Source organism: Cupriavidus phytohabitans (assembly GCF_000426345.1).
Lineage (GTDB): Bacteria > Pseudomonadota > Gammaproteobacteria > Burkholderiales > Burkholderiaceae > Cupriavidus.
Genome location: NZ_AUFE01000084.1, coordinates 1 through 18,162 on the forward strand (window position 1 = coordinate 1; position 18,162 = coordinate 18,162).

At 68.2% G+C, this 18,162-nt stretch carries 17 protein-coding genes; 11 read left to right on the forward strand and 6 right to left on the reverse strand.

Translation table 11 applies throughout. From position 1 onward, the window contains the following. Nucleotides 1-565: 565 nt before the first annotated feature. Nucleotides 566-799: a hypothetical protein gene (locus tag K309_RS0130345; protein WP_029049838.1), complete on the reverse strand. Its 234-nt coding sequence runs from the start codon at nt 797-799 to the stop codon at nt 566-568. A gap of 167 nt (nt 800-966) precedes the next feature. Further along, entirely contained in the window at nt 967-1,530 is a 564-nt protein-coding gene (locus K309_RS0130350; RefSeq protein WP_029049839.1) for a surface-adhesin E family protein, read from the reverse strand. Between the two features lie 350 nt (nt 1,531-1,880). On the opposite strand from K309_RS0130350, the gene K309_RS0130355 reads away from it, so the two are divergent. Beyond that, on the forward strand, nt 1,881-2,426 hold the full coding sequence (locus K309_RS0130355; protein ID WP_232232552.1) for an acyloxyacyl hydrolase: 546 nt from the start codon (nt 1,881-1,883) through the stop codon (nt 2,424-2,426). On the opposite strand, the gene K309_RS0130360 is transcribed toward K309_RS0130355, so the two are convergent. Continuing rightward, nucleotides 2,401-3,324 carry a helix-turn-helix domain-containing protein gene (locus tag K309_RS0130360; protein ID WP_029049841.1) on the reverse strand — a complete coding sequence of 308 codons (924 nt, stop codon included), beginning with the start codon at nt 3,322-3,324 and terminating at the stop codon, nt 2,401-2,403. The genes K309_RS0130355 and K309_RS0130360 overlap by 26 nt on opposite strands. A 183-nt stretch (nt 3,325-3,507) precedes the next feature. Between K309_RS0130360 and K309_RS0130365 the strand changes: the two genes are divergently transcribed. From K309_RS0130365 to K309_RS0130375, 3 genes are all read left to right on the forward strand, one after another. After that, nucleotides 3,508-4,824, forward strand: coding sequence for a hemolysin family protein (locus K309_RS0130365; RefSeq protein WP_029049842.1), 1,317 nt, complete (start codon nt 3,508-3,510; stop codon nt 4,822-4,824). 285 nt (nt 4,825-5,109) lie between these two features. Further along, nucleotides 5,110-6,462: a GGDEF domain-containing protein gene (locus K309_RS0130370; protein WP_084402616.1), complete on the forward strand. Its 1,353-nt coding sequence runs from the start codon at nt 5,110-5,112 to the stop codon at nt 6,460-6,462. Between the two features lie 141 nt (nt 6,463-6,603). Then, on the forward strand, nt 6,604-6,735 hold the full coding sequence (locus K309_RS0130375; RefSeq protein WP_010814145.1) for an entericidin A/B family lipoprotein: 132 nt from the start codon (nt 6,604-6,606) through the stop codon (nt 6,733-6,735). A 130-nt stretch (nt 6,736-6,865) separates the two neighbouring features. Here the strand turns inward: K309_RS0130375 and K309_RS0130380 are convergent, their stop codons facing one another. The 3 genes from K309_RS0130380 to K309_RS0130390 all read right to left on the reverse strand — a co-directional run bounded on the left by K309_RS0130380 (nt 6,866) and on the right by K309_RS0130390 (nt 9,819). Then, the gene (locus K309_RS0130380; RefSeq protein WP_029049844.1) at nt 6,866-7,510 is read right to left on the reverse strand and encodes a bifunctional 4-hydroxy-2-oxoglutarate aldolase/2-dehydro-3-deoxy-phosphogluconate aldolase; all 645 of its coding nucleotides are present in this window, start codon (nt 7,508-7,510) and stop codon (nt 6,866-6,868) included. Between the two features lie 88 nt (nt 7,511-7,598). Continuing rightward, nucleotides 7,599-8,537, reverse strand: a complete 939-nt coding sequence (locus tag K309_RS0130385) for a sugar kinase (protein ID WP_029049845.1) — start codon at nt 8,535-8,537, stop codon at nt 7,599-7,601. Nucleotides 8,538-8,550: 13 nt separating this feature from the next. Then, entirely contained in the window at nt 8,551-9,819 is a 1,269-nt protein-coding gene (locus K309_RS0130390; protein WP_029049846.1) for an amino acid deaminase, read from the reverse strand. A 206-nt stretch (nt 9,820-10,025) separates the two neighbouring features. On the opposite strand from K309_RS0130390, the gene K309_RS0130395 reads away from it, so the two are divergent. The 7 genes from K309_RS0130395 (at nt 10,026) to K309_RS0130425 (ending at nt 18,115) form a co-directional block, all read left to right on the forward strand. Continuing rightward, nucleotides 10,026-10,943 (forward strand): MurR/RpiR family transcriptional regulator, encoded by a 918-nt coding sequence (locus K309_RS0130395; RefSeq protein WP_029049847.1) that lies wholly within the window; start codon nt 10,026-10,028, stop codon nt 10,941-10,943. 2 nt (nt 10,944-10,945) lie between these two features. Continuing rightward, the gene (locus K309_RS0130400) at nt 10,946-12,400 is read left to right on the forward strand and encodes an N-acyl-D-amino-acid deacylase family protein (protein ID WP_029049848.1); all 1,455 of its coding nucleotides are present in this window, start codon (nt 10,946-10,948) and stop codon (nt 12,398-12,400) included. 51 nt (nt 12,401-12,451) lie between these two features. Continuing rightward, nucleotides 12,452-12,844 carry a RidA family protein gene (locus tag K309_RS0130405; protein ID WP_029049849.1) on the forward strand — a complete coding sequence of 131 codons (393 nt, stop codon included), beginning with the start codon at nt 12,452-12,454 and terminating at the stop codon, nt 12,842-12,844. 237 nt (nt 12,845-13,081) lie between these two features. Beyond that, nucleotides 13,082-14,443 (forward strand): GntP family permease, encoded by a 1,362-nt coding sequence (locus tag K309_RS0130410; protein WP_029049850.1) that lies wholly within the window; start codon nt 13,082-13,084, stop codon nt 14,441-14,443. Nucleotides 14,444-14,597: 154 nt separating this feature from the next. Continuing rightward, nucleotides 14,598-15,515, forward strand: coding sequence for an aldo/keto reductase (locus K309_RS0130415; RefSeq protein ID WP_029049851.1), 918 nt, complete (start codon nt 14,598-14,600; stop codon nt 15,513-15,515). 15 nt (nt 15,516-15,530) lie between these two features. Next, entirely contained in the window at nt 15,531-16,880 is a 1,350-nt protein-coding gene (locus tag K309_RS0130420; RefSeq protein WP_029049852.1) for an NTP/NDP exchange transporter, read from the forward strand. Between the two features lie 128 nt (nt 16,881-17,008). Beyond that, a complete protein-coding gene (locus tag K309_RS0130425; protein WP_029049853.1) occupies nt 17,009-18,115 on the forward strand; it encodes an S-(hydroxymethyl)glutathione dehydrogenase/class III alcohol dehydrogenase in 1,107 nt (368 codons plus the stop codon). The last annotated feature ends 47 nt before the right edge of the window (nt 18,116-18,162 follow it).

The window sequence follows — 18,162 nt, forward strand, 5'->3', positions numbered from 1 at the left end:
GGCGCTACCCCCAACTACTTCGACCTCTGCTGACTTCTCGCTCCGGCTCGACGCCGTTGCCCTTTCAGGCATGAGGCGAGATCTCCCCAGGTAAGAACGCACTCCTTCGCTGCGCAGCCGCCGGATTTACGCCGCCTCCCCTTGATCACGAGAACTTCGCGGCTTTTTGCCCGCTCGTCCTGGTCGGCACCGCCTTCTATCCGGTTCGTGTCCCTCGGCTCGCAGCTTCGCTCCACGCTTCCTCCCCACGATCGGTCGCCCTTTCGCAGTTGCGCTTCGCTTCGTTCGCTGTGATCAACTTACGGTGGGACTTGCACCCACAAGAGTGCGCCCATGCTGGGCGCACAAAAAAAGGAGGCCGAAGCCTCCTGTCGCGATCCGCCGCAACGACCCTCCCTTTCCCCCCGGAAGGCACGGCATCGCGTGCCACAGGGCTGTCGTTCGCGCGGCGGGGACACGCCCCGCCGTCGTGCCACGCTATCGCAGCGCAGCGGCATGGCGGTACGGACTCACCTGCTTCCTGCTTTGCCGGGAAGCAGGGCGCCCGCCGCCATCGGCAGCGCCCTCAGGCGCCTTTCTTCGTCATCGGGTCCTTGGTACCGGCAGCGTGGCTGTTCTTTTTCTTGGCGCTGGCCTTCTTGGCCTTGGCCTTGTGCTTGCTGTCGGCCTTGGCCGGCGCAGCCTTGTCGGCGGCCGGTGCCGCCGGCGTGGCCGGGGTTGCCGGAGTGGCCGGCGTTGCCTGCGCCATCGCGCCCGCACCGAACATTGCCAGCGACAGCATGACGATCCACTTCTTCATTTCGGTCTCCTCGTGAGCCCTGCGTGTGGGAATGCCTGCAATGACCGGCACGCGATTCGCGCCGGGTCACTCGCATCAACGAGGACGGCTTGCACGCGGTTGACCGGGACAAACCCTGACAGGGGCATCGGCGCCGCCGGGGCGTTTGGTCCAACTCAGCGGGACACTCAGCGGCACAGCCTGCGCAGCAGATCACCCGCAATGGTGCCGGGGCCCGCGGGCTGGAAGGTGCCGTACTGCGGCGCGCGGATCGTATAGAGCGAATTGCCGCGCGCGTAGCGCTTGCTGTACAGCGTCTGCTCGACCACCGCGAACATCGACGTGGCACAGTCGAGCACCATGCGCTTGAGCGACGAGCGGATCGGTTCGCCGTTGGCGGTGCGGATCACGCCCGACGGCGAATTGCGCATCAGCACGACACCGACCTGCGCGCCCTGGCGGCGGATCGCGGACTGGTCGAAGTACGAGATCACGCCGTTGGCACCCATCAGCGGCAACCAGCGCTGCGGATCGGGCGCGCCCGGGTCGGGCGCAACCACCAGATGGCAACCTTCTCTCGGCGTGGAGCGGAACACCGTGCCGGCACCCGGCACCTGGCACTCATACAAGCCGGCGGCCGCGGCCGGACGCTGTGCCGGCATGGCACTGCCTTCGGCATGAGCGGTCGGCGCGGCCAGGCCGAGCATGCAGCCTGCCAGCGCGGCAGCATGCCTAAAAATGCGGAACATCATTGAACTGCCCTCGTATAGACGGGAAAAGCGAGCCGCATTGTCGCACACGACACGCACGATCTGGCGGCTTTGTATCTGTTGCGCATGCGCGCGCGAATGGCATCGCACCACCCTCGGCCAGCAATGTGCTAACCCGTGTACTACAAATAGGGTATGGAGGCCGGCCATGCGTGGCAACGCCCCATGCGAAGTCCGACAGCAACGCAGCATCCCAAGCCTTGCTTCCCATGCCACGACAAGACCAAGAAGCCAGACAAGACCGCCTTGCAAGTTGTTGCGACCCATCCCCCGCGCCGACAGCGCCTACCCGGCGCCCGTGGCATCGACAGCGTCGCCTGGTAGCGCGCTCAATGCCGCCAATCGTTCGCCACGCCGCCGCGAGCCTGCTCGCCCTGCCCCTTTGCCTCGGCACCGCCCACGCCGCGCCAGCCGTGCAGCTGGGCTACGGCTTCGACAAAACCCATCACGTGCAGAAGGCCGAGGTCGCCATGCTGTGGGATTCGGGCTTTGCGTGGGGCAATCCGCAGGGCTGGCTCGTCGACCTCCAATGGGAAGTCAATATCGCGCGCTGGAACAGCAGCAGCGACAACAATCCACATGACCTGTGGGAGTTCGGCGCCTCGCCGGTGGTCCGCATCGGCTGGTGGAAGCACGCCTGGGCGCCATTCCTCGAATTGTCGCTCGGCCCGCGCTTGCTGACCGGAACACGCACCTCGGACGACCATGTCATTTCCACGGCGTTCCAGTTCTCGGAATACGCGGGCCTGGGCGTGACCTTCGGCTCGGACCGGCACTTTACCGCGGGCTACCGCTTCCAGCACCTGTCCAATGGCGGCATCAAGGACCCTAATCCTGGCACCACCTTCCACGTCATCTACCTGCGCTACCGCTTCTGAACGCCGGCGGCTGCGAGGCGCCCAGCGCTTCAAACAGGGCGCGCGTGGATTCGTCGGCGGGGAAGAAGGACTCGATGCGCAGCTCCTGCAGCGTGATGTCCTGCGGAATGCCAAGCGTGGTCAGCGTCGAGAACAGCGACGCACGGAACGCGCCGGCATGCAGCACCACCGGCAGCACCGGCGGCGGCGGTCCTTCCGCGCCGTCATCCTCGGGGAGCAGCACGCCACCGGGGCCGACCATGTCGGGATGCCACGCGGCGATACGACGGAAGATTTCGCGCGCGGTCTGGTCGTGCGCCTGCACCTGCAATTCCTGCCAGACGCGCCGCAGCAGGTAGCGTCCGACCTGGCGCGCGTTCTCGATCACCGGCCACAAGCCTTGCGGATCGAACACCGACAACATCAGGTTTGCCCGGCGCGGACCGCCGCCCTGCCCGCTGCCCTGCCCGCCTACGTCCTCCAGCGACGCGGGCACGCGTCCGTCGAGCAGCGTATCGAGCATGCGCCGGTAAGCCTGGTTGGCGTCGACCAGGTTCCAGAACCGGTCCAGCACCACGGCCGGGTACGGCTCCTGCTTGGACAGGATCAGTGCGATCGCCTGCTGCACCATCTGCAACGGCGGCGAGGCCAGCGCGTGCTCGCTGTAGGCCGGGGCGAAGCCGCCCGCCAGCAGCATGCGGTTGCGCTGGCGCAGCGGCACCCCAAGGCGCTCGGCCAGCGCCAGCACCATTTCGCGGCTGGGGCGGGCGCGGCCGGATTCCAGGAAGGAGATGTGGCGCTGCGACACCCCGGCGGCCAGCGACAGTGCCAGCTGGCTGTAGCCGCGCTTGCCGCGCCAGTAGCGCAGCAGGCCGGGGAAGTCGAGAGTGGCTTCGGAAGCAGGGGTCAGCGTTTCCATGCACGTATTACAGCATGGCCAGGAGCAGGGATCGACTACCTGCCAGGTAATAGCCGCAATTCCCTGCCGGCCATTGCCTTGCCGGCACTGAGACGCAGGCGTCACTGTGACGACTTCCTGTAACAGCCGGATGGTATGCTTGACTTCTTTTGAACTCCCGGCGCGCAAAGGGCGCGCACTTTGATGGAAATTGCCATATTACTGGCGCTGATCTTGCTGAATGGCGTGTTCGCGATGTCCGAGATCGCGCTGGTCACCGCGCGCAAGGCGCGCCTGCAGCGGCAGATCGAGAACGGCGACCGGGGCGCGATCGAAGCCGTCAAGCTGGGCGAGGACCCCACACGCTTCCTGTCGACGGTGCAGATCGGCATCACGTCGATCGGCGTTCTCAACGGCGTGGTCGGCGAATCGACGCTGGCGCAGCCCTTCGGCGACTGGCTGCACGGCAGCGTTGGCATGGCAGAGTCCACCGCCGGCTACGTCGCCTCCGCGATCGTGGTGGCCGGCCTGACCTACTTTTCCATCGTGCTGGGCGAGCTGGTGCCCAAGCGCCTGGGCCAGATGGCCCCCGAGGCGATTGCGCGCCTGGTGGCACGCCCGATCTCCTGGCTCGCCGTCGCGTCCACCCCCTTCGTCAAGCTGCTGTCGAGCTCCACCCGGCTGGTGCTGCGCCTGCTCGGCACCAAGACCGACAGCGGCCCCGGCGTGACCGAGGAAGAAATCCACGCACTGCTGGTCGAAGGCTCCGAGGCGGGCGTGATCGAGCAGCACGAGCACACCATGGTGCGCAACGTGTTCCGCCTCGACGACCGCCAGCTGGCCTCGCTGATGGTGCCGCGCGGCGACGTCATCTACCTGGACGTGGACGCGCCGCTGGAAGAAAACCTGCGCCGTATCGAGGAATCCGACCACTCCCGCTTCCCGGCGGTGCGCGGCGGCATGCACGACATCGTCGGGGTAGTCAGCGCGCGCCAGCTGCTGGCGCGCCGCCTGCGCGGCGAAGAGGCCGACCTGATGGCAGTGATGCAGCCGGCGGTGTTCGTGCCCGAAAGCGTCACCGGGATGGAGTTGCTGGAAAATTTCCGCGCCTCGGGCGGCCAGGTGGCCTTTGTCATCGACGAATACGGCGAGGTGCTGGGGCTGGTGACGCTGCAGGACCTGATCGAAGCCATCACCGGCGAGTTCAAGGCCGAGGCCGCCGGCGAGGAATGGGCGGTGCAGCGCGACGATGGCTCGTGGCTGCTCGACGGCCTGATCCCCATCCCCGAACTGAAGGACCGCATCGGGCTGCGCCAGGTGCCGGAGGAAGAAAAGGAGCGCTACCACACGCTGTCGGGCATGCTGCTGCTGCTGCTCGGACGACTGCCACAGATCGCCGACCGCGTCGAGTGGGGCGACTGGCGCTTCGAGATTGTCGATATGGATGGCAAGCGCATCGACAAGGTGCTGGCTTCGCGCCTGCCACCTGAAAACGGCCCGGAGGAAGAAACGACCGGCTGATGCCGCGCGGTGTTCAGTCAACCTCTTCGAGTGAAGCGCCAGCACCGCTTTGACCCCCGTCAAACGATAGGTGCCTGGTCCGCAACTTGTCGTAACTTGCAAGTCCTTGCCCCGTCCTGGCTTATGATCTGGCCCTGCGGCCCCGTTGCGGCTGCAACAGGCGCGCGCATTCCCGCCTGACGAGAGCAGCCGGCCCGCGCCAGCGGTCCTGCCAGATGTGGAACACTGACAACGGGGAGACGCGGGACAGCGCCGCCAGCACGGCCGCCTGCCGCAACACGATCCATGTATCCAGATGCCGACGGTCCCGGCGGGATGCCATCGGGCGCATCGGGAAGCCCACAAGCGCCATTCGATGCAAAGGTCCCGGCGCCGCCGGCAGGAGTGCTGTCGGCGCTGGCCGCGCGCCGCGCCGACGGCGCGCCGCCCGCCGCCGTGCTGGCAATCCGGCTCGACCGCTTTGCCAGCGCGTGCGAGCCCCTTGGCCCGCACCGCGCCGCCCGCCTGCGGGCGTTGGTGCAGGCCCGCATTGCGGCACTGCTGCCGCAGGGGGCGGTCGTGCACTGGGTGGCAGCGTCTGACCTGGGTGCGGTCACGGCACTGGCGGCCGGCTGCACGGATGCGGGGCCGATTGCCGAGCGCATTGCCGCCGACCTGTCCCGTCCGTTCCTGCTGGATGGCTTCGAACTGTTTATTTCCAGCAGTATCGGCGTGGCCACCGACCACCCCGACATTCCCGCCGAGCGCCGCGTGCAGCAGGCCTTCGATGCCATGCTGCGCGTCGTCCGCCAGGGCGGCGACGGCCTCGCGCGTGCCGACAAGCCCGCTACACCGCCCTCCGCTCCGCTGCTGGCCGCCCTGCCCGAGGCACTGGAGCGCGGCGAACTGAGCCTGCAACTGCAGCCGCGCGCCAACTTTGCCGGCGCCCGTATCAGCGGCTATACCGTGCGCCTGCGCTGGCACAGCCCCGTGCTGGGGCGGGTGGCGCCGCAGGACTTCCTGCCGGCAGTGGAAACGCTCGGGCTGGTGGAACGCATCGGCGGCTGGCTGCTCGACAGCGTGCTGCCGCTGGTGCGCAGCGCCGAAGCGCTTGCGCCGCTGCAATTTACGCTGCTGGCCTCAAGCGCGCAGCTGCACCGCCCGCAGATGGTCGATGCCCTGGCGCGGGCCATCGACACCGGCGGCATCGCCGCGGAGCGCCTGTGCATCGAGCTGCCCGCCAGCGCGATGCCCCCGGTCGCCGGCATCCTCGATCGCTTTGCAGACTTGCGCCGCCTCGGGGTGCAGCTGGCGCTGGGCGATTTCGACGGCGGCCCCGGCAGCCGGCGTGCCCTCGAGGCACTGCGGCCCGATAGCGTCTCACTCGATGTGCGCCGGCTGGGCCATGGCGGCGCGCCGGGCGTCAGCCCGGACCTGGCCGAGCGGCTGCGCGGCGCCTGCGTCATGGCGCGCCGCGCCGGCGCGGCGGTATGCGCCAAGGGCGTGGAAAGCCGGCAGCAACTGGAGGCGGTGCGCGCCTGGGGTTGCCACAGCGTGCAGGGCTACCTGCTGGCGCAACCTTTCCCGGCGGCCTGGCTGGTGCAGACACACGCCGCAATCCAGCAGCGCGCCCGCGAGCTGCTGGCGACAGCCGGCTGAAGCGGCCGAGCCGGCCCGCGCCACCGGCAACTGTTGCAGCGATTGCACGATTTACAAATTGGCACATACCAGATATCAACCGCGCTGACAGCGACGGTAAAATCTGCCTCAAACCCTCAACCGAATGGAAAGGAGCCCGGCGTGAAGAAAGGTTGGATCTGGTGCGTTCTGTTTGCCACCCTGTTGGCTGGCTGCAACACGATGGCAGGACTCGGACAAGACATTCAGCGCGGCGGCCAGAAGCTGGAAAGCTCGGCGGACCGGCACAAGTAAGCCGGACCGCCAAACCGCGCGACGACGCGGCCTGGCCGCGTCTGCCACCACAAACGGCACGCCCCTCGGCGTGCCGTTTTGCATTGCATCGATGGGCTTAGCTTTGACTTGATGACACCGCCCGGCGCGCTCAGCCCTTGCTGCGCAGCGCGCGGGCCTGCTCGGCCAGCGAACGGATGCGGCCCCAGTCCTTGCCGGTCACCGCGTCCTTCGGCACCACCCACGACCCGCCCACGCACACCACGTTGGGCAAGGCCAGGTAGGTCGGCGCCAGCGCGGCATCGATGCCGCCGGTCGGGCAGAAGCGCAGCTGCGGCAGCGGTCCCCCCAGCGACTTGAGCATCGGCACCCCGCCGGCCGCTTGCGCCGGGAAGAACTTCAGGAAGGTGAAGCCGGCTTCCAGCGCCAGCATGGCCTCGCTGGCAGTGGCCACCCCCGGCAACAGCGAGATTCCCGCGCCCTGCGCGCCCTCCGCCAGCGACGGCGTCAGGCCGGGCGACACGGCAAACTGCGCGCCGGCGTCGCGCACGGCACGCAGCTGCTCGACGGTCAGGACCGTGCCCGCGCCCACGCACGCCTGCGGCAGCGCAGCGGCCACGGCCTTGATGGCTTCCAGCGCGACCGGCGTGCGCAGCGTGATCTCAAGCAGCGGCAGGCCGCCGGTGACCAGTGCCTCGCTGACGTGCAGGGCCTCGTCGACCGAATGGAATTCCAGCACGGGGATCACCGGCACGTCGGCCAGCAGGGGGAGCAGCGGGGAAGTCTGGTTTTGCATATCGGATCTCGGGGTGAAGGGTTCAAAAAAGCAAAGTCAGGGAATGCTGCCGGCTCAGCTGCCGGCTCAGCTGCCGATCAGCCGCCGCTCAGCCCCCGATCACGGAGACCGATTCGGCCAGCCGGGCCATCACGGTCTGCGCATCGGGGATCGGCGCCACCGCGCCATAGCCCGTGGTGGACAGCGCCGCGGCCACGTTGGCGTAGCGCGCGGCCTCGAACGGGTCGGCGCCCGCCGCCAGGCGCGCGACGAAGCTGCCGCCGAAGCAATCGCCGGCACCGGTGGCATCGACCGGCTTGACCGGATACGGTTCCACCAGCGTGCGCGACTCGGGCGTGGCCACGTAAGCGCCCTCCTCGCCCAGCTTGAGCGCCACCAGGCCGATGCCGCAGCCGAGCAGGTAATCGACGATGGCATCGCGGTCGTCCAGCCCCGTCAGCACGGTGATGTCGTCCCAGCTTGGCAGGCACACGTCGGTCAGCGCGAGCGCTTCGCGCATGATGCCGCGCGCGCGCGCCAGCGACCACAGCCGCAGGCGCAGGTTGGTATCGAGCGTGACCTTGGTGCCGGCCTTGCGCGCGTGTTCCATCGCCGCCAGGCCCGCATCGCAGGCGCTGGTGCTGATGGCCAGGCTGATGCCCGACAGGTGCAGGTAGCCTGCCGCGGCGATCGCGCCCAGCGGCAGCTGCTCATGCTGGTAGCGGCTGGCGGCGGAGCCTTCGCGCAGGTAGTCGAAGCGGTGGCCGTGGTTGTCGTGCGAGACAAAATAGACGCCGGTCGGCGCGGACGGATCCACATGGACGTGACGCGTATCGACCCGCTCCTGCGTCCACAGCGCGCGCAGGCGCTCGCCGAAGGTATCGGCGCCCACCGCGGTGATATAGCCGGTGCTCGCGCCCTGCCGCGCCGCGGCGATGCAGAAGTTGGAGGTATCGCCGCCAAAGCCCTGCAGGTAGCGGTCGGGATCGTCGGGCTGCTGGTTGAACTCCACCAGCGGCTCGCCGTAGGCCAGGATATCGATGCTCATGGGGCGGCCCGCCTCAGAAAAAGGTTTGCACGATGTCGATCACGCGCAGGTCGCGATCCAGCACCGGGATATGGCGCCACTTGTCGAAGGTCAGGCACGGGTGCGAGATATCGAAGGCGATCATGTCGCCGACCCGGATGTCGTCGCCCGGCTTGACCTGCAGGTAGGCGTGCTGGTCCATCATGCCGGTCACCTCCCAGTGCGCGGGCACATCGACCGGCGCCTCGCTGCCAGGACGGTACAGCCGCGCCGGGATCGGCATGCCGGCATCGAAGGCGGCGTCGCGCTTGCCCATGCCGATGATGACGCGGTCTGGCTCGGGGATCGACTGCACGTAGGCCCACAGCTGCAGCGCCGGCAGCAGGCCCTCGCGCATCTTCTGCGCGACCGGATTGCTGGCGAGGATGCGCTGCTGCGCGGCGCGGTAGATGCCGACGTCATGGGTCAGGTAGCAGCCGGGGCGCAGCACGATGTCGATCGGCGTGCCGATGTCGGTGCGCGCGAACTCCTCGGCGACCACGTCGTACCAGGCCGAGCCCGCGCCCGACATCACCACCGGGCTGCGGCCGAAGCGGCCCTGCTGCGCCAGTTGCCGCGTCACCGCCACGGTGCGCTGCAGGAAGGCGCGGATATCGGCCTCTTCCTTCAGCACGCCTTCATAGATCTCGACACCCGCCAGCGACAAGGCCTGCGGCCAGCGCGCCAGCGCGTCCATCACGGCCTGCTGCTGCGCGTCGTCGCGCACGCCGGTGCGCCCGCCCGCCACGCCCAATTCCAGCAGCACCTGCAGCGTCTGCCCGCGCTCCTGGAAGAACTTGCCGAGCTGGTCGACCAGCGCGGCGGAGTCCACCAGCGCGAAGAACTCGAAGTCCGGATCGTCGCGCAGCAGGTCCGCAATGATTTCCATGTTGCGGCGGCCCACCAGCTGGTTGGCCATCAGCACGCGCTTGACGCCGTGCGCATGCGCCGCGGCGGTCTGGTGCGCGGTCGCCAGCGTGATGCCCCACGCGCCGGCGCCGAGCTGGCGCGCGAACAGCTTGGGCGCCATGGTGGTCTTGCCGTGCGGCGCAAGCTGCACGCCGTACTCGCCCATGAAGCGGCGCATCCATTCCAGGTTGTGCGCAAGCCGCTCTTCGTAAAGCACCGCGGCCGGCAGGCTCAGTTCTTCCTGCAGCAGGCTCCAGCCGGTGCGGGCGGCGTCCGGTGCCAGCGGGGCTTCCAGGCGCCCCAGCGCCTTGTTGAGCGGATCGATCACGCCAGCCTGATACTTTATTTCACGCATGCTTGCCATCACCCTGAAAAAATCTGATTGACGTAATGATAGCCCTGAAAATAAGATATTTCATCCTTGTTATAAAGTAACATGCTGACCGCACAAAGGACCACAGAGGCAACGCGCAAGGTCGCGTCAGTCACTGTTATAGCCCTTGCCGACAGCATCTGCCGGCTGCGCCACTTTGTCTCGCGGCCCTGCTCAGCCACCCAACCATGACCGCGCCCTTCGACATCCTGACCCGCATTGCCGAGCGCGGCCCCGCGCTGCGCCTGGCCGAGCAGAAGGTCGCGCAGGTGGTGCTGGAAGACCTGGCCGGCGCCGCGGCGGCGAGCATCAACGAACTGGCGCGCAAGGCCGGCGTCAGCGAGGCCAGCGTGACCCGCTTCGCCAAGGCCATCGGCTGCCGCGACGTGCGCGACCTGAAGCTGCGGCTGGCGCAGGCCACCGCAGTGGGCGCGCGTTTCCTGCAACCCGGCGGCGCCGATGCCGCTGCCGAAGCCCCGGCGACGCTCGCCGACAGCATCCATGCCGACATCCTGACCGCGCTCGAAGTCAACCGCGGCCTGATGGACGCGCAGCGCATCGAAGATGCCGCGCGTCTGTTGCTGGGCGCACGCATGGTCTACGCTTTTGGCATGGGCGGCGGCTCGTCGTTCATGGCCGACGAGGCGCGCCACCGCCTGGCGCGGCTGGGCCAGCCGGTCGCCAGCTACCAGGACGGCCTGCTGCAGAAGATGGTGGCCGCCACGCTGAGCCGCGACGACGTGGTGCTGGCCTTCTCGGCCAGCGGGCGCGTGCCGGAGATGCTGGCCAGTTGCGAGATCGCACGCGAATACGGCGCGAAGCTGGTTGCGGTGACCGCGCTGGGCTCGCCGCTGGCCGCGCGCGCCGACGTGCTGCTGCCGGTGCGCACGCTGGAGACGGATTTCATTTTCAAGCCGTCGGCATCGCGCTACGCGATGCTGATGGTGCTGGACGTGCTGGCCACCCAGTGTGCGCTGCTGCAGCCGGACCAGAGCAAGGAGCGGCTGCGCCGGCTCAAGTACGTGCTGGACAGCCACCGCGGCGAGACCGGCCCACGGTCGGGACCACAAGTGGGCCCTGACAGCCGCCAGCCTCTGGGAGACTGACCATGCCACACCTGTTCGATACCCTGATCCGCCTCGTCACGCTGATCGATGGCTCCGGCGCCGCCGCGCGCCTGGCCGACGTGGCGCTGCGCGACGGCCGCATTGCCCGCATCGATGAAGGCGGCGCGATCGATCCCGATGCCGCCGCGCACGTGGTCGAAGGCCATGGCCTGGTGCTGGCGCCGGGCTTTATCGACGTGCATACGCACGACGATACCAACGTCGTGCGCCAGCCCGAGATGACGCCCAAGCTGTCGCAAGGCGTGACCACCGTGATCGTCGGCAACTGCGGCATCAGCGCCGCGCCGGTGACGCTCTCCGGCGACCCGCCCGACCCGATGAACCTGCTCGGCCATGCCGACGCGTTCCGCTACCCCAGCTTCAAGGCCTACGTCGACGCCGTCGGTGCCGCGCAGCCCGCGATCAACGTCGCCGCGCTGGTGGGCCATACCGCGCTGCGCAGCAACCATATGGACCGGCTCGACCGCGCCGCCACGCCCGCCGAAATCGCGGCCATGCGCGCGCAGCTGGAAGAATCGCTGCAGCACGGCGCACTGGGACTGTCCACCGGACTCGCCTACGCCAATGCCTTCAACGCGCCGACCGAGGAAGTGCTGGCGCTGGCCGAGCCCCTGGCCCATGCCGGCGGGCTCTACGCCACGCACCTGCGCAGCGAGTTCGCCGAGATCCTCGAAGCCATGGACGAAGCCTTCCGCATCGGCCGCCATGCGCGCGTGCCGGTGGTGATCTCGCACCTGAAATGCGCGGGCGTGGACAACTGGGGCCGCAGCACCGAAGTGCTCGATGCCCTTGACGGCGCGCAGCGCTGGCAGCAGGTCGGTTGCGACTGCTATCCCTATACCGCCAGCTCGTCGACGCTGGACCTGAAGCAGGTCACCAGCGACTTCGACATCATGGTGACGTGGTCCGAAGGCGCGCCCGAGATGGGCGGCCGGCTGCTGGCCGATATCGCCGCCGAGTGGCAGGTCGGCCTGCACGAGGCCGCGCGCCGGCTGATGCCCGCCGGCGCGGTCTACCACTGCATGGAAGATGCCGATGTCGACCGCATCCTGAGCCACCCCGCCACGGTGGTCGGCTCGGACGGCCTGCCCAACGACCCGCTGCCGCATCCGCGCCTGTGGGGCGCGTTCCCGCGCGTGCTTGGCCACTATGCGCGCGACCGCGAGCTGTTCCCGCTCACCGTCGCGGTGAACAAGATGACCGGCCTGTCGGCCGAGCGCTTCGGCCTGCATGGCCGCGGCTTCGTGCGCGAAGGCTACTGGGCCGACCTGGTGCTGTTCGACGCCGCCACCATCCGCGACGCCGCCAGCTTCACCGACCCGATGCAGCCGGCCGAAGGCATTGCCGCGGTCTGGGTCAACGGCGAGCTGTCATGGCAGCAGCGGCAGCCGACGGGCATCCGCGCAGGACGCTTCCTGGCGCGCGGCGCCGACTGATTCGCTTCCTTTTCTTCGATTTTTTCCCAGCAACAAATTCCAGGAGTACCCATGGACATCAAACGATTCGGTGTGGAAGGCGGCACCGGCCAGGGCGGCGCGCACATGCCGTTTGCGCGCGCGGTAGCGGCCGACGGCTGGCTCTACGTTTCCGGCCAGGTGCCGATGACCGGCGGCGAGCTGATCGACGGCGGCATCGTGCCGCAGACCCACCAGGCCATCAAGAACGTGCTGGCGATCCTGGCCGAGGCCGGCTACGGCCCCGAGCACGTGGTCCGCTGCGGCGTGTGGCTGGACGATGCGCGCGACTTCGCCTCGTTCAACAAGATCTTCAAGGAATACTTCGGCGCCAACCCGCCGGCGCGCGCCTGCGTGCAATCGACCATGGTGGTGGATTGCAAGGTCGAAGTGGACTGCATCGCCTACAAGAAGCCGGCGGCCTGAGCCTGCTGCCTGCTTGCTTGATTGACTCACTCCTGACTGTTTACTCCCCTCTCCCGCACGCGGGAGAGGAGACGGGGGAGAGGGCCGGCGTCACCACGAAGTGAGCCGCCACGGTGCTTGCCAAGCGCCCGCCCTCTCCCCAACCCCTCTCCCGCAAGCGGGAGCGGGGAGAAAACAACAAGCCTAAAACCTCTGCTGCCGCACACAAGCGGCCTTTTTTCCACGCAAGGAGACAATATGGGTGCCGTCACCGGAACCATGCTCTTGGTGTATGCGCTGATCGCCGTGATCGCCCTGGTGGTGCTGATCGCGCGCTTCAAGCTCAACCCCTTCATTACCCTGGTCGTCGTCTCGGTGCTGCTCGGCTTTGCCGTGGGCATGCCGATGGGCGACATCGTCAAGTCATTCGAAGCCGGTGTCGGCGGCACCCTCGGCCATATCGCGCTGGTGGTGGGCCTTGGCACGATGCTTGGCAAGATGATGGCCGAATCGGGCGGCGCGGAACGCATCGCCAATACGCTGATCGATTTCTTCGGCGCGAAGAACGTGCACTGGGCCATGGCGACCATCGCCTTTATCGTCGGCCTGCCGGTGTTCTTCGAGGTCGGCTTCGTGCTGCTGGTGCCGATCGCCTTCAACGTAGCCAAGCGCACCGGCACGTCGATGGTAGTCGTCGGCATCCCGATGGTGGCCGGCCTGTCGGTGGTGCACGGCCTGATCCCGCCGCATCCGGCGGCGCTGCTGGCGGTGACTGCGTATGGCGCGGACATTGGCAAGACCATCATGTATGCGCTGATCGTGGGCATTCCCACGGCGGCCATCGCCGGCCCGCTGTTTGCCAGGCTGATGGACCGCTATGTCAAGCTGCCCGAAGTCAACCCGCTGGCCGACCAGTTCACCGAAGAGGATGAGCACGTCAAGGAATCGCATGAATTGCCCGGTTTCGGCATCACGGTGTTCACCATCCTGCTGCCGGTGATCCTGATGCTGATCGGCAGCTGGGCCGACGTCTTCACCACCCCCAAGACCTTTGCCAACGACTTCCTCAAGCTGATCGGCAACTCGGTGATAGCACTGCTGATCGCCGCGCTGGTGAGCTTCTACACCTTCGGCAAGGCGCGCGGCTTCAACCGCGAGACCATCCTGAAATTCACCAACGAGTGCGTGGCGCCCACCGCCATCATCACGCTGGTGGTTGGCGCTGGCGGCGGCTTCGGCCGCATCCTGCGCGACTCGGGGATCTCCACCGCCATCGTCGATGTCGCCACCAGCGCGCAGGTGTCGGTGCTGGTGCTGGGCTGGCTGGTCGCGGTGATGATCCGCATCGCCACCGGCTCGGCCACGGTCGCCATGACCACCGCCGCCGGCATCGTCGCGCCGATCGCCGCCAGCGTGCCGGGCACCCGCCCCGAGCTGCTGGTGCTGACCACCGGCGCCGGTTCGCTGATCCTGTCGCACGTGAATGACGGCGGCTTCTGGCTGGTCAAGGAGTACTTCAACATGACCGTGACCCAGACCTTCCAGACCTGGTCGGTGTGCGAGACCATCATCTCGGTGGTGGCGCTGCTGCTGACGCTGGGCCTGGCCACGGTGGTCTGAGGCGCAAAAGCCGTACCGCGCACTCCGTCCGCAGGGTGCGCGCGGCGGTGCCCACGGCGCGCGGCGTGCCGGATAGCGCACTGAAGCAGCGGTTTACAAGGCTCCGGCCAGCGCCTAAGGTCAACCAGTGTATGACCCGTCTCGAAGCGCTTCCATGCCAATCGACCGCCGCTCATTCCTGGCCCTGGCCGCCGGGCTGGCCGCCACCGGCGCCCTGCCCGCCCTCCCCGCCGGCGCCGCCACCGTTGCCGTCCCCATGCGCCGCAGCATCCCGGGCACCACCGAGGCGCTGCCCGTCGTGGGCATGGGCACGGCCGACACCTTCAACGTCAGCAGCGAAGCCGCCGAGCGCAAGCCGCTGGCCGAAGTCATGGCGATGCTGTTGCGCACCGAAGGCTCGGTCATCGACACCGCGCCCAGCTATGGCAACGCCGAGGCAGTGACCGGCGACCTGCTGCGCGCGGCCAATGCCCGGCAGCGCGTGTTCCTGGCGACCAAGGTCTCGGCCCAGTCCGGCGCCCCGGCGCAGGCGCAGTGGGGGCACTCGCTGGCCGACCTGCGCGTCGACAAGGTCGACCTGCTGCAGGTGCACAACCTGATCGACTGGCAAGGCAACCTGCGCTTCCTGCGGGAGTTGAAGGAACAAGGCCGCATCCGTTACCTGGGCATCACCCATTACCGCGACGACGCGCACGAGGCGCTGGAGCGGATCGTGCGCAACGAGCGCGTCGATTTCGTCCAGGTCAACTACTCGGTGGCCGAGCGCAATGCCGAGCGCGTGCTGCTGCCGCTGTGCCAGGAGCGCGGCGTGGCGGTGCTGGTCAACCGCCCTTTCCAGGACGGCCGCCTGTTCCGCGTGGTCAAGGACCGGCCGCTGCCGCAGTGGGCCGGAGATATCGACTGCGGCTCGTGGGGACAGCTGTTCCTGAAATTCATCGTCAGCCATCCGGCGGTGACCGCCGCCATCCCCGCCACCTCCAAGCCGCGCAACATGGCCGACAACCTCGGCGCCGCGCTGGGGCGCATGCCCGATCCGGGCCAGCGCGAGCGCATCGCCGCGCTGCTGGCCTGACGCGCGCCGGGCCGCATGGACGAACCCGATCGCGACACGCCCGCCGGCGGCGGCCTGGCACGGCTGCGGCGCGGCTTCGGCATCCTCCCCGGCGAGGCCGGCGCGGTAGTGGCTGGCTTCCTGTTCTTCTTCTGCCTGTTCTCCAGCTATTTCATGCTGCGTCCGGTGCGCGAGACCATGGGCATCGCCGGCGGCGTGAAGAACCTGCAATGGCTGTTCACCGCGACCTTCGTCGTCATGCTGGCGGCGATCCCGCTCTACGGCGCGGTGTGCGCACGGCTGCCGCGGCGGCGCTTCGTGCCGTGGGTCTACGCGTTCTTTATCGCCAACCTGCTCGCCTTTGCCTTCGGCACGCGCGTGTGGCCGGACGATGTCTGGCTGGCGCGCGTGTTCTACGTGTGGCTGTCGGTATTCAACCTGTTCGTGGTCTCGGTGGCGTGGAGCCTGATGGCCGACGTGTTCCGGCCAGAGCAGGCGCGGCGCCTGTTCGCGCTGCTGGCCGGGCCGGTGCTGGGCGGCTGGCTGGTGCCGCAGGTAGGGCTGACCGGGCTGATGCTGTTGTCCGCCGCGCTGCTCGCCGCGACGCTGCCGGGCGTGGGCTGGCTGTTCGGCTGGCGCCGCCGCGCCGGCGCGGGCCATGAAGTGCCCGCCGATGTTGCCAGCGATCCCGCCAGCGACCCCGCCAACCCGGTCGGCGGCGGCCTGTGGGCGGGGCTGGCGTTGCTGCTGCGCTCGCGCTACCTGCTCGGCATCGGGCTGTTCGTGATCCTGCTGGCCACTGCCAGCACCTTCCTGTATTTCGAGCAAGCGCGGCTGGTGGCCGAGGCCTTCCCCGAGCGCACACGGCAAACCCAGGTCTTCAGCGCGCTCGACGCCACGGTCCAGGCGCTGACCATCCTGGTCCAGCTGTTCTTCACCGGCCGCATGGCGCGGCGCTACGGCGTCACGCTGCTGCTGACCGCGGTGCCGTTGGCGGTCGCGGCGGGCTTCGTCGTGCTGGCGCTGGTGCCGACCTTCGGCGTGCTGGCCGGCGTGATGATCCTGCGGCGCGTAGGCGAGTATGCGCTGCTGCGGCCCGGGCGCGAGATGCTGTTCACGGTGGTCGATCCCGAGACCAAGTACAAGGCCAAGAACGTGATCGACACTGCGGTCTATCGTGCGGGCGATGCGGTCAGCGCTTGGGTCAAGACCGCCATCGATGCGATTTCCGGCCACCCGGCCACGGTAGCGCTGGCTGGTGCCGGGCTGGCGCTGGCATGGGCGGCGCTGGGATGGTGGCTGGGACGGCGCCACGAGACCGAACTGGTGCCACAGGAAACCAGCCGCCGCGCCGCAGCGGCAGGCGCGACGACGACTTCGCGCTAGCCCTGCTTGCAAGCCTGGCACTGGCCTGCCGACACCGGATGGTCGTATAGTCTTGCGCTCCGGCCCGCGTCACCGGTGTCTGTGCCCGCCGCCGAGCCCATCCGTATCTCTTTTCTCCGGAGGACCCCATGAAGACCAAAGCCGCCATCGCCTGGAAAGCCGGCGCCCCGCTGACCATCGAAGACGTGGACCTGGACGGCCCGCGCGCCGGGGAAGTGCTGGTGGAAGTGAAGGCCACCGGCATCTGCCATACCGATTACTACACTCTCTCCGGCGCCGACCCGGAAGGCATTTTCCCGGCGATCCTCGGCCATGAAGGCGCCGGCATCGTCACCGACGTCGGCCCCGGCGTGACCTCGCTGAAGCCCGGCGACCACGTGATTCCGCTGTACACCCCGGAATGCCGCCAGTGCAAGTTCTGCCTGTCGCGCAAGACCAACCTGTGCCAGGCGATCCGCGCCACGCAGGGCAAGGGCCTGATGCCGGACGGCACCTCGCGCTTCTCGCTCGACGGCAAGCCGATCTTCCACTACATGGGTACGTCGACCTTCGCCAACCACATCGTGGTGCCGGAGATCGCGCTGGCCAAGATCCGTCCCGACGCGCCCTTCGACAAGGTCTGCTACATCGGCTGCGGCGTGACCACCGGCGTGGGCGCGGTGCTGTTCACCGCCAAGGTGGAAGCCGGCGCCAACGTGGTGGTGTTCGGCCTCGGCGGCATCGGCCTGAACGTGATCCAGGCGGCGAAGATGGTGGGTGCCGACAAGATCATCGGCGTGGACCTGAACCCGGCGCGCGAGGCGATGGCGCGCAAGTTCGGCATGACGCATTTCATCAATCCGAAGCAGGTCGAGAACGTGGTCGACCACATCATCCAGCTGACCGACGGCGGCGCGGACTACTCGTTCGAATGCATCGGCAACACGCAGGTCATGCGCCAGGCGCTGGAGTGCTGCCACAAGGGCTGGGGCAAGTCGATCATCATCGGCGTGGCCGAGGCCGGCGCCGAGATCTCGACGCGCCCGTTCCAGCTGGTGACCGGCCGAGAGTGGAAGGGCTCGGCCTTCGGCGGCGCGCGCGGCCGCACCGATGTGCCGAAGATCGTCGACTGGTACATGGATGGCAAGCTCAACATCGACGACCTGATCACGCACACGCTGCCGCTGGAGCGCATCAACGAGGGCTTCGACCTGATGAAGCGCGGGGAGTCGATCCGATCCGTAGTGTTGTACTGAGGCGCGCGCCATGATGGAACTGATCTCGCAACACGGCTGTTATGGCG

What these genes read in the sequence shown, in the direction of transcription:
- K309_RS0130365 (WP_029049842.1), top strand. Translation starts at nt 3,508, where the DNA reads ATGGAAATTGCCATATTACTGGCGCTGATCTTGCTGAATGGCGTGTTC.
- K309_RS0130360 (WP_029049841.1), bottom strand. Translation starts at nt 3,324, where the DNA reads ATGGAAACGCTGACCCCTGCTTCCGAAGCCACTCTCGACTTCCCCGGC.
- K309_RS0130355 (WP_232232552.1), top strand. Translation starts at nt 1,881, where the DNA reads ATGCCGCCAATCGTTCGCCACGCCGCCGCGAGCCTGCTCGCCCTGCCC.
- K309_RS0130345 (WP_029049838.1), bottom strand. Translation starts at nt 799, where the DNA reads ATGAAGAAGTGGATCGTCATGCTGTCGCTGGCAATGTTCGGTGCGGGC.
- K309_RS0130410 (WP_029049850.1), top strand. Translation starts at nt 13,082, where the DNA reads ATGGGTGCCGTCACCGGAACCATGCTCTTGGTGTATGCGCTGATCGCC.
- K309_RS0130395 (WP_029049847.1), top strand. Translation starts at nt 10,026, where the DNA reads ATGACCGCGCCCTTCGACATCCTGACCCGCATTGCCGAGCGCGGCCCC.
- K309_RS0130405 (WP_029049849.1), top strand. Translation starts at nt 12,452, where the DNA reads ATGGACATCAAACGATTCGGTGTGGAAGGCGGCACCGGCCAGGGCGGC.
- K309_RS0130400 (WP_029049848.1), top strand. Translation starts at nt 10,946, where the DNA reads ATGCCACACCTGTTCGATACCCTGATCCGCCTCGTCACGCTGATCGAT.
- K309_RS0130350 (WP_029049839.1), bottom strand. Translation starts at nt 1,530, where the DNA reads ATGATGTTCCGCATTTTTAGGCATGCTGCCGCGCTGGCAGGCTGCATG.
- K309_RS0130420 (WP_029049852.1), top strand. Translation starts at nt 15,531, where the DNA reads ATGGACGAACCCGATCGCGACACGCCCGCCGGCGGCGGCCTGGCACGG.
- K309_RS0130385 (WP_029049845.1), bottom strand. Translation starts at nt 8,537, where the DNA reads ATGAGCATCGATATCCTGGCCTACGGCGAGCCGCTGGTGGAGTTCAAC.
- K309_RS0130415 (WP_029049851.1), top strand. Translation starts at nt 14,598, where the DNA reads ATGCCAATCGACCGCCGCTCATTCCTGGCCCTGGCCGCCGGGCTGGCC.
- K309_RS0130390 (WP_029049846.1), bottom strand. Translation starts at nt 9,819, where the DNA reads ATGCGTGAAATAAAGTATCAGGCTGGCGTGATCGATCCGCTCAACAAG.
- K309_RS0130425 (WP_029049853.1), top strand. Translation starts at nt 17,009, where the DNA reads ATGAAGACCAAAGCCGCCATCGCCTGGAAAGCCGGCGCCCCGCTGACC.
- K309_RS0130370 (WP_084402616.1), top strand. Translation starts at nt 5,110, where the DNA reads ATGTATCCAGATGCCGACGGTCCCGGCGGGATGCCATCGGGCGCATCG.
- K309_RS0130380 (WP_029049844.1), bottom strand. Translation starts at nt 7,510, where the DNA reads ATGCAAAACCAGACTTCCCCGCTGCTCCCCCTGCTGGCCGACGTGCCG.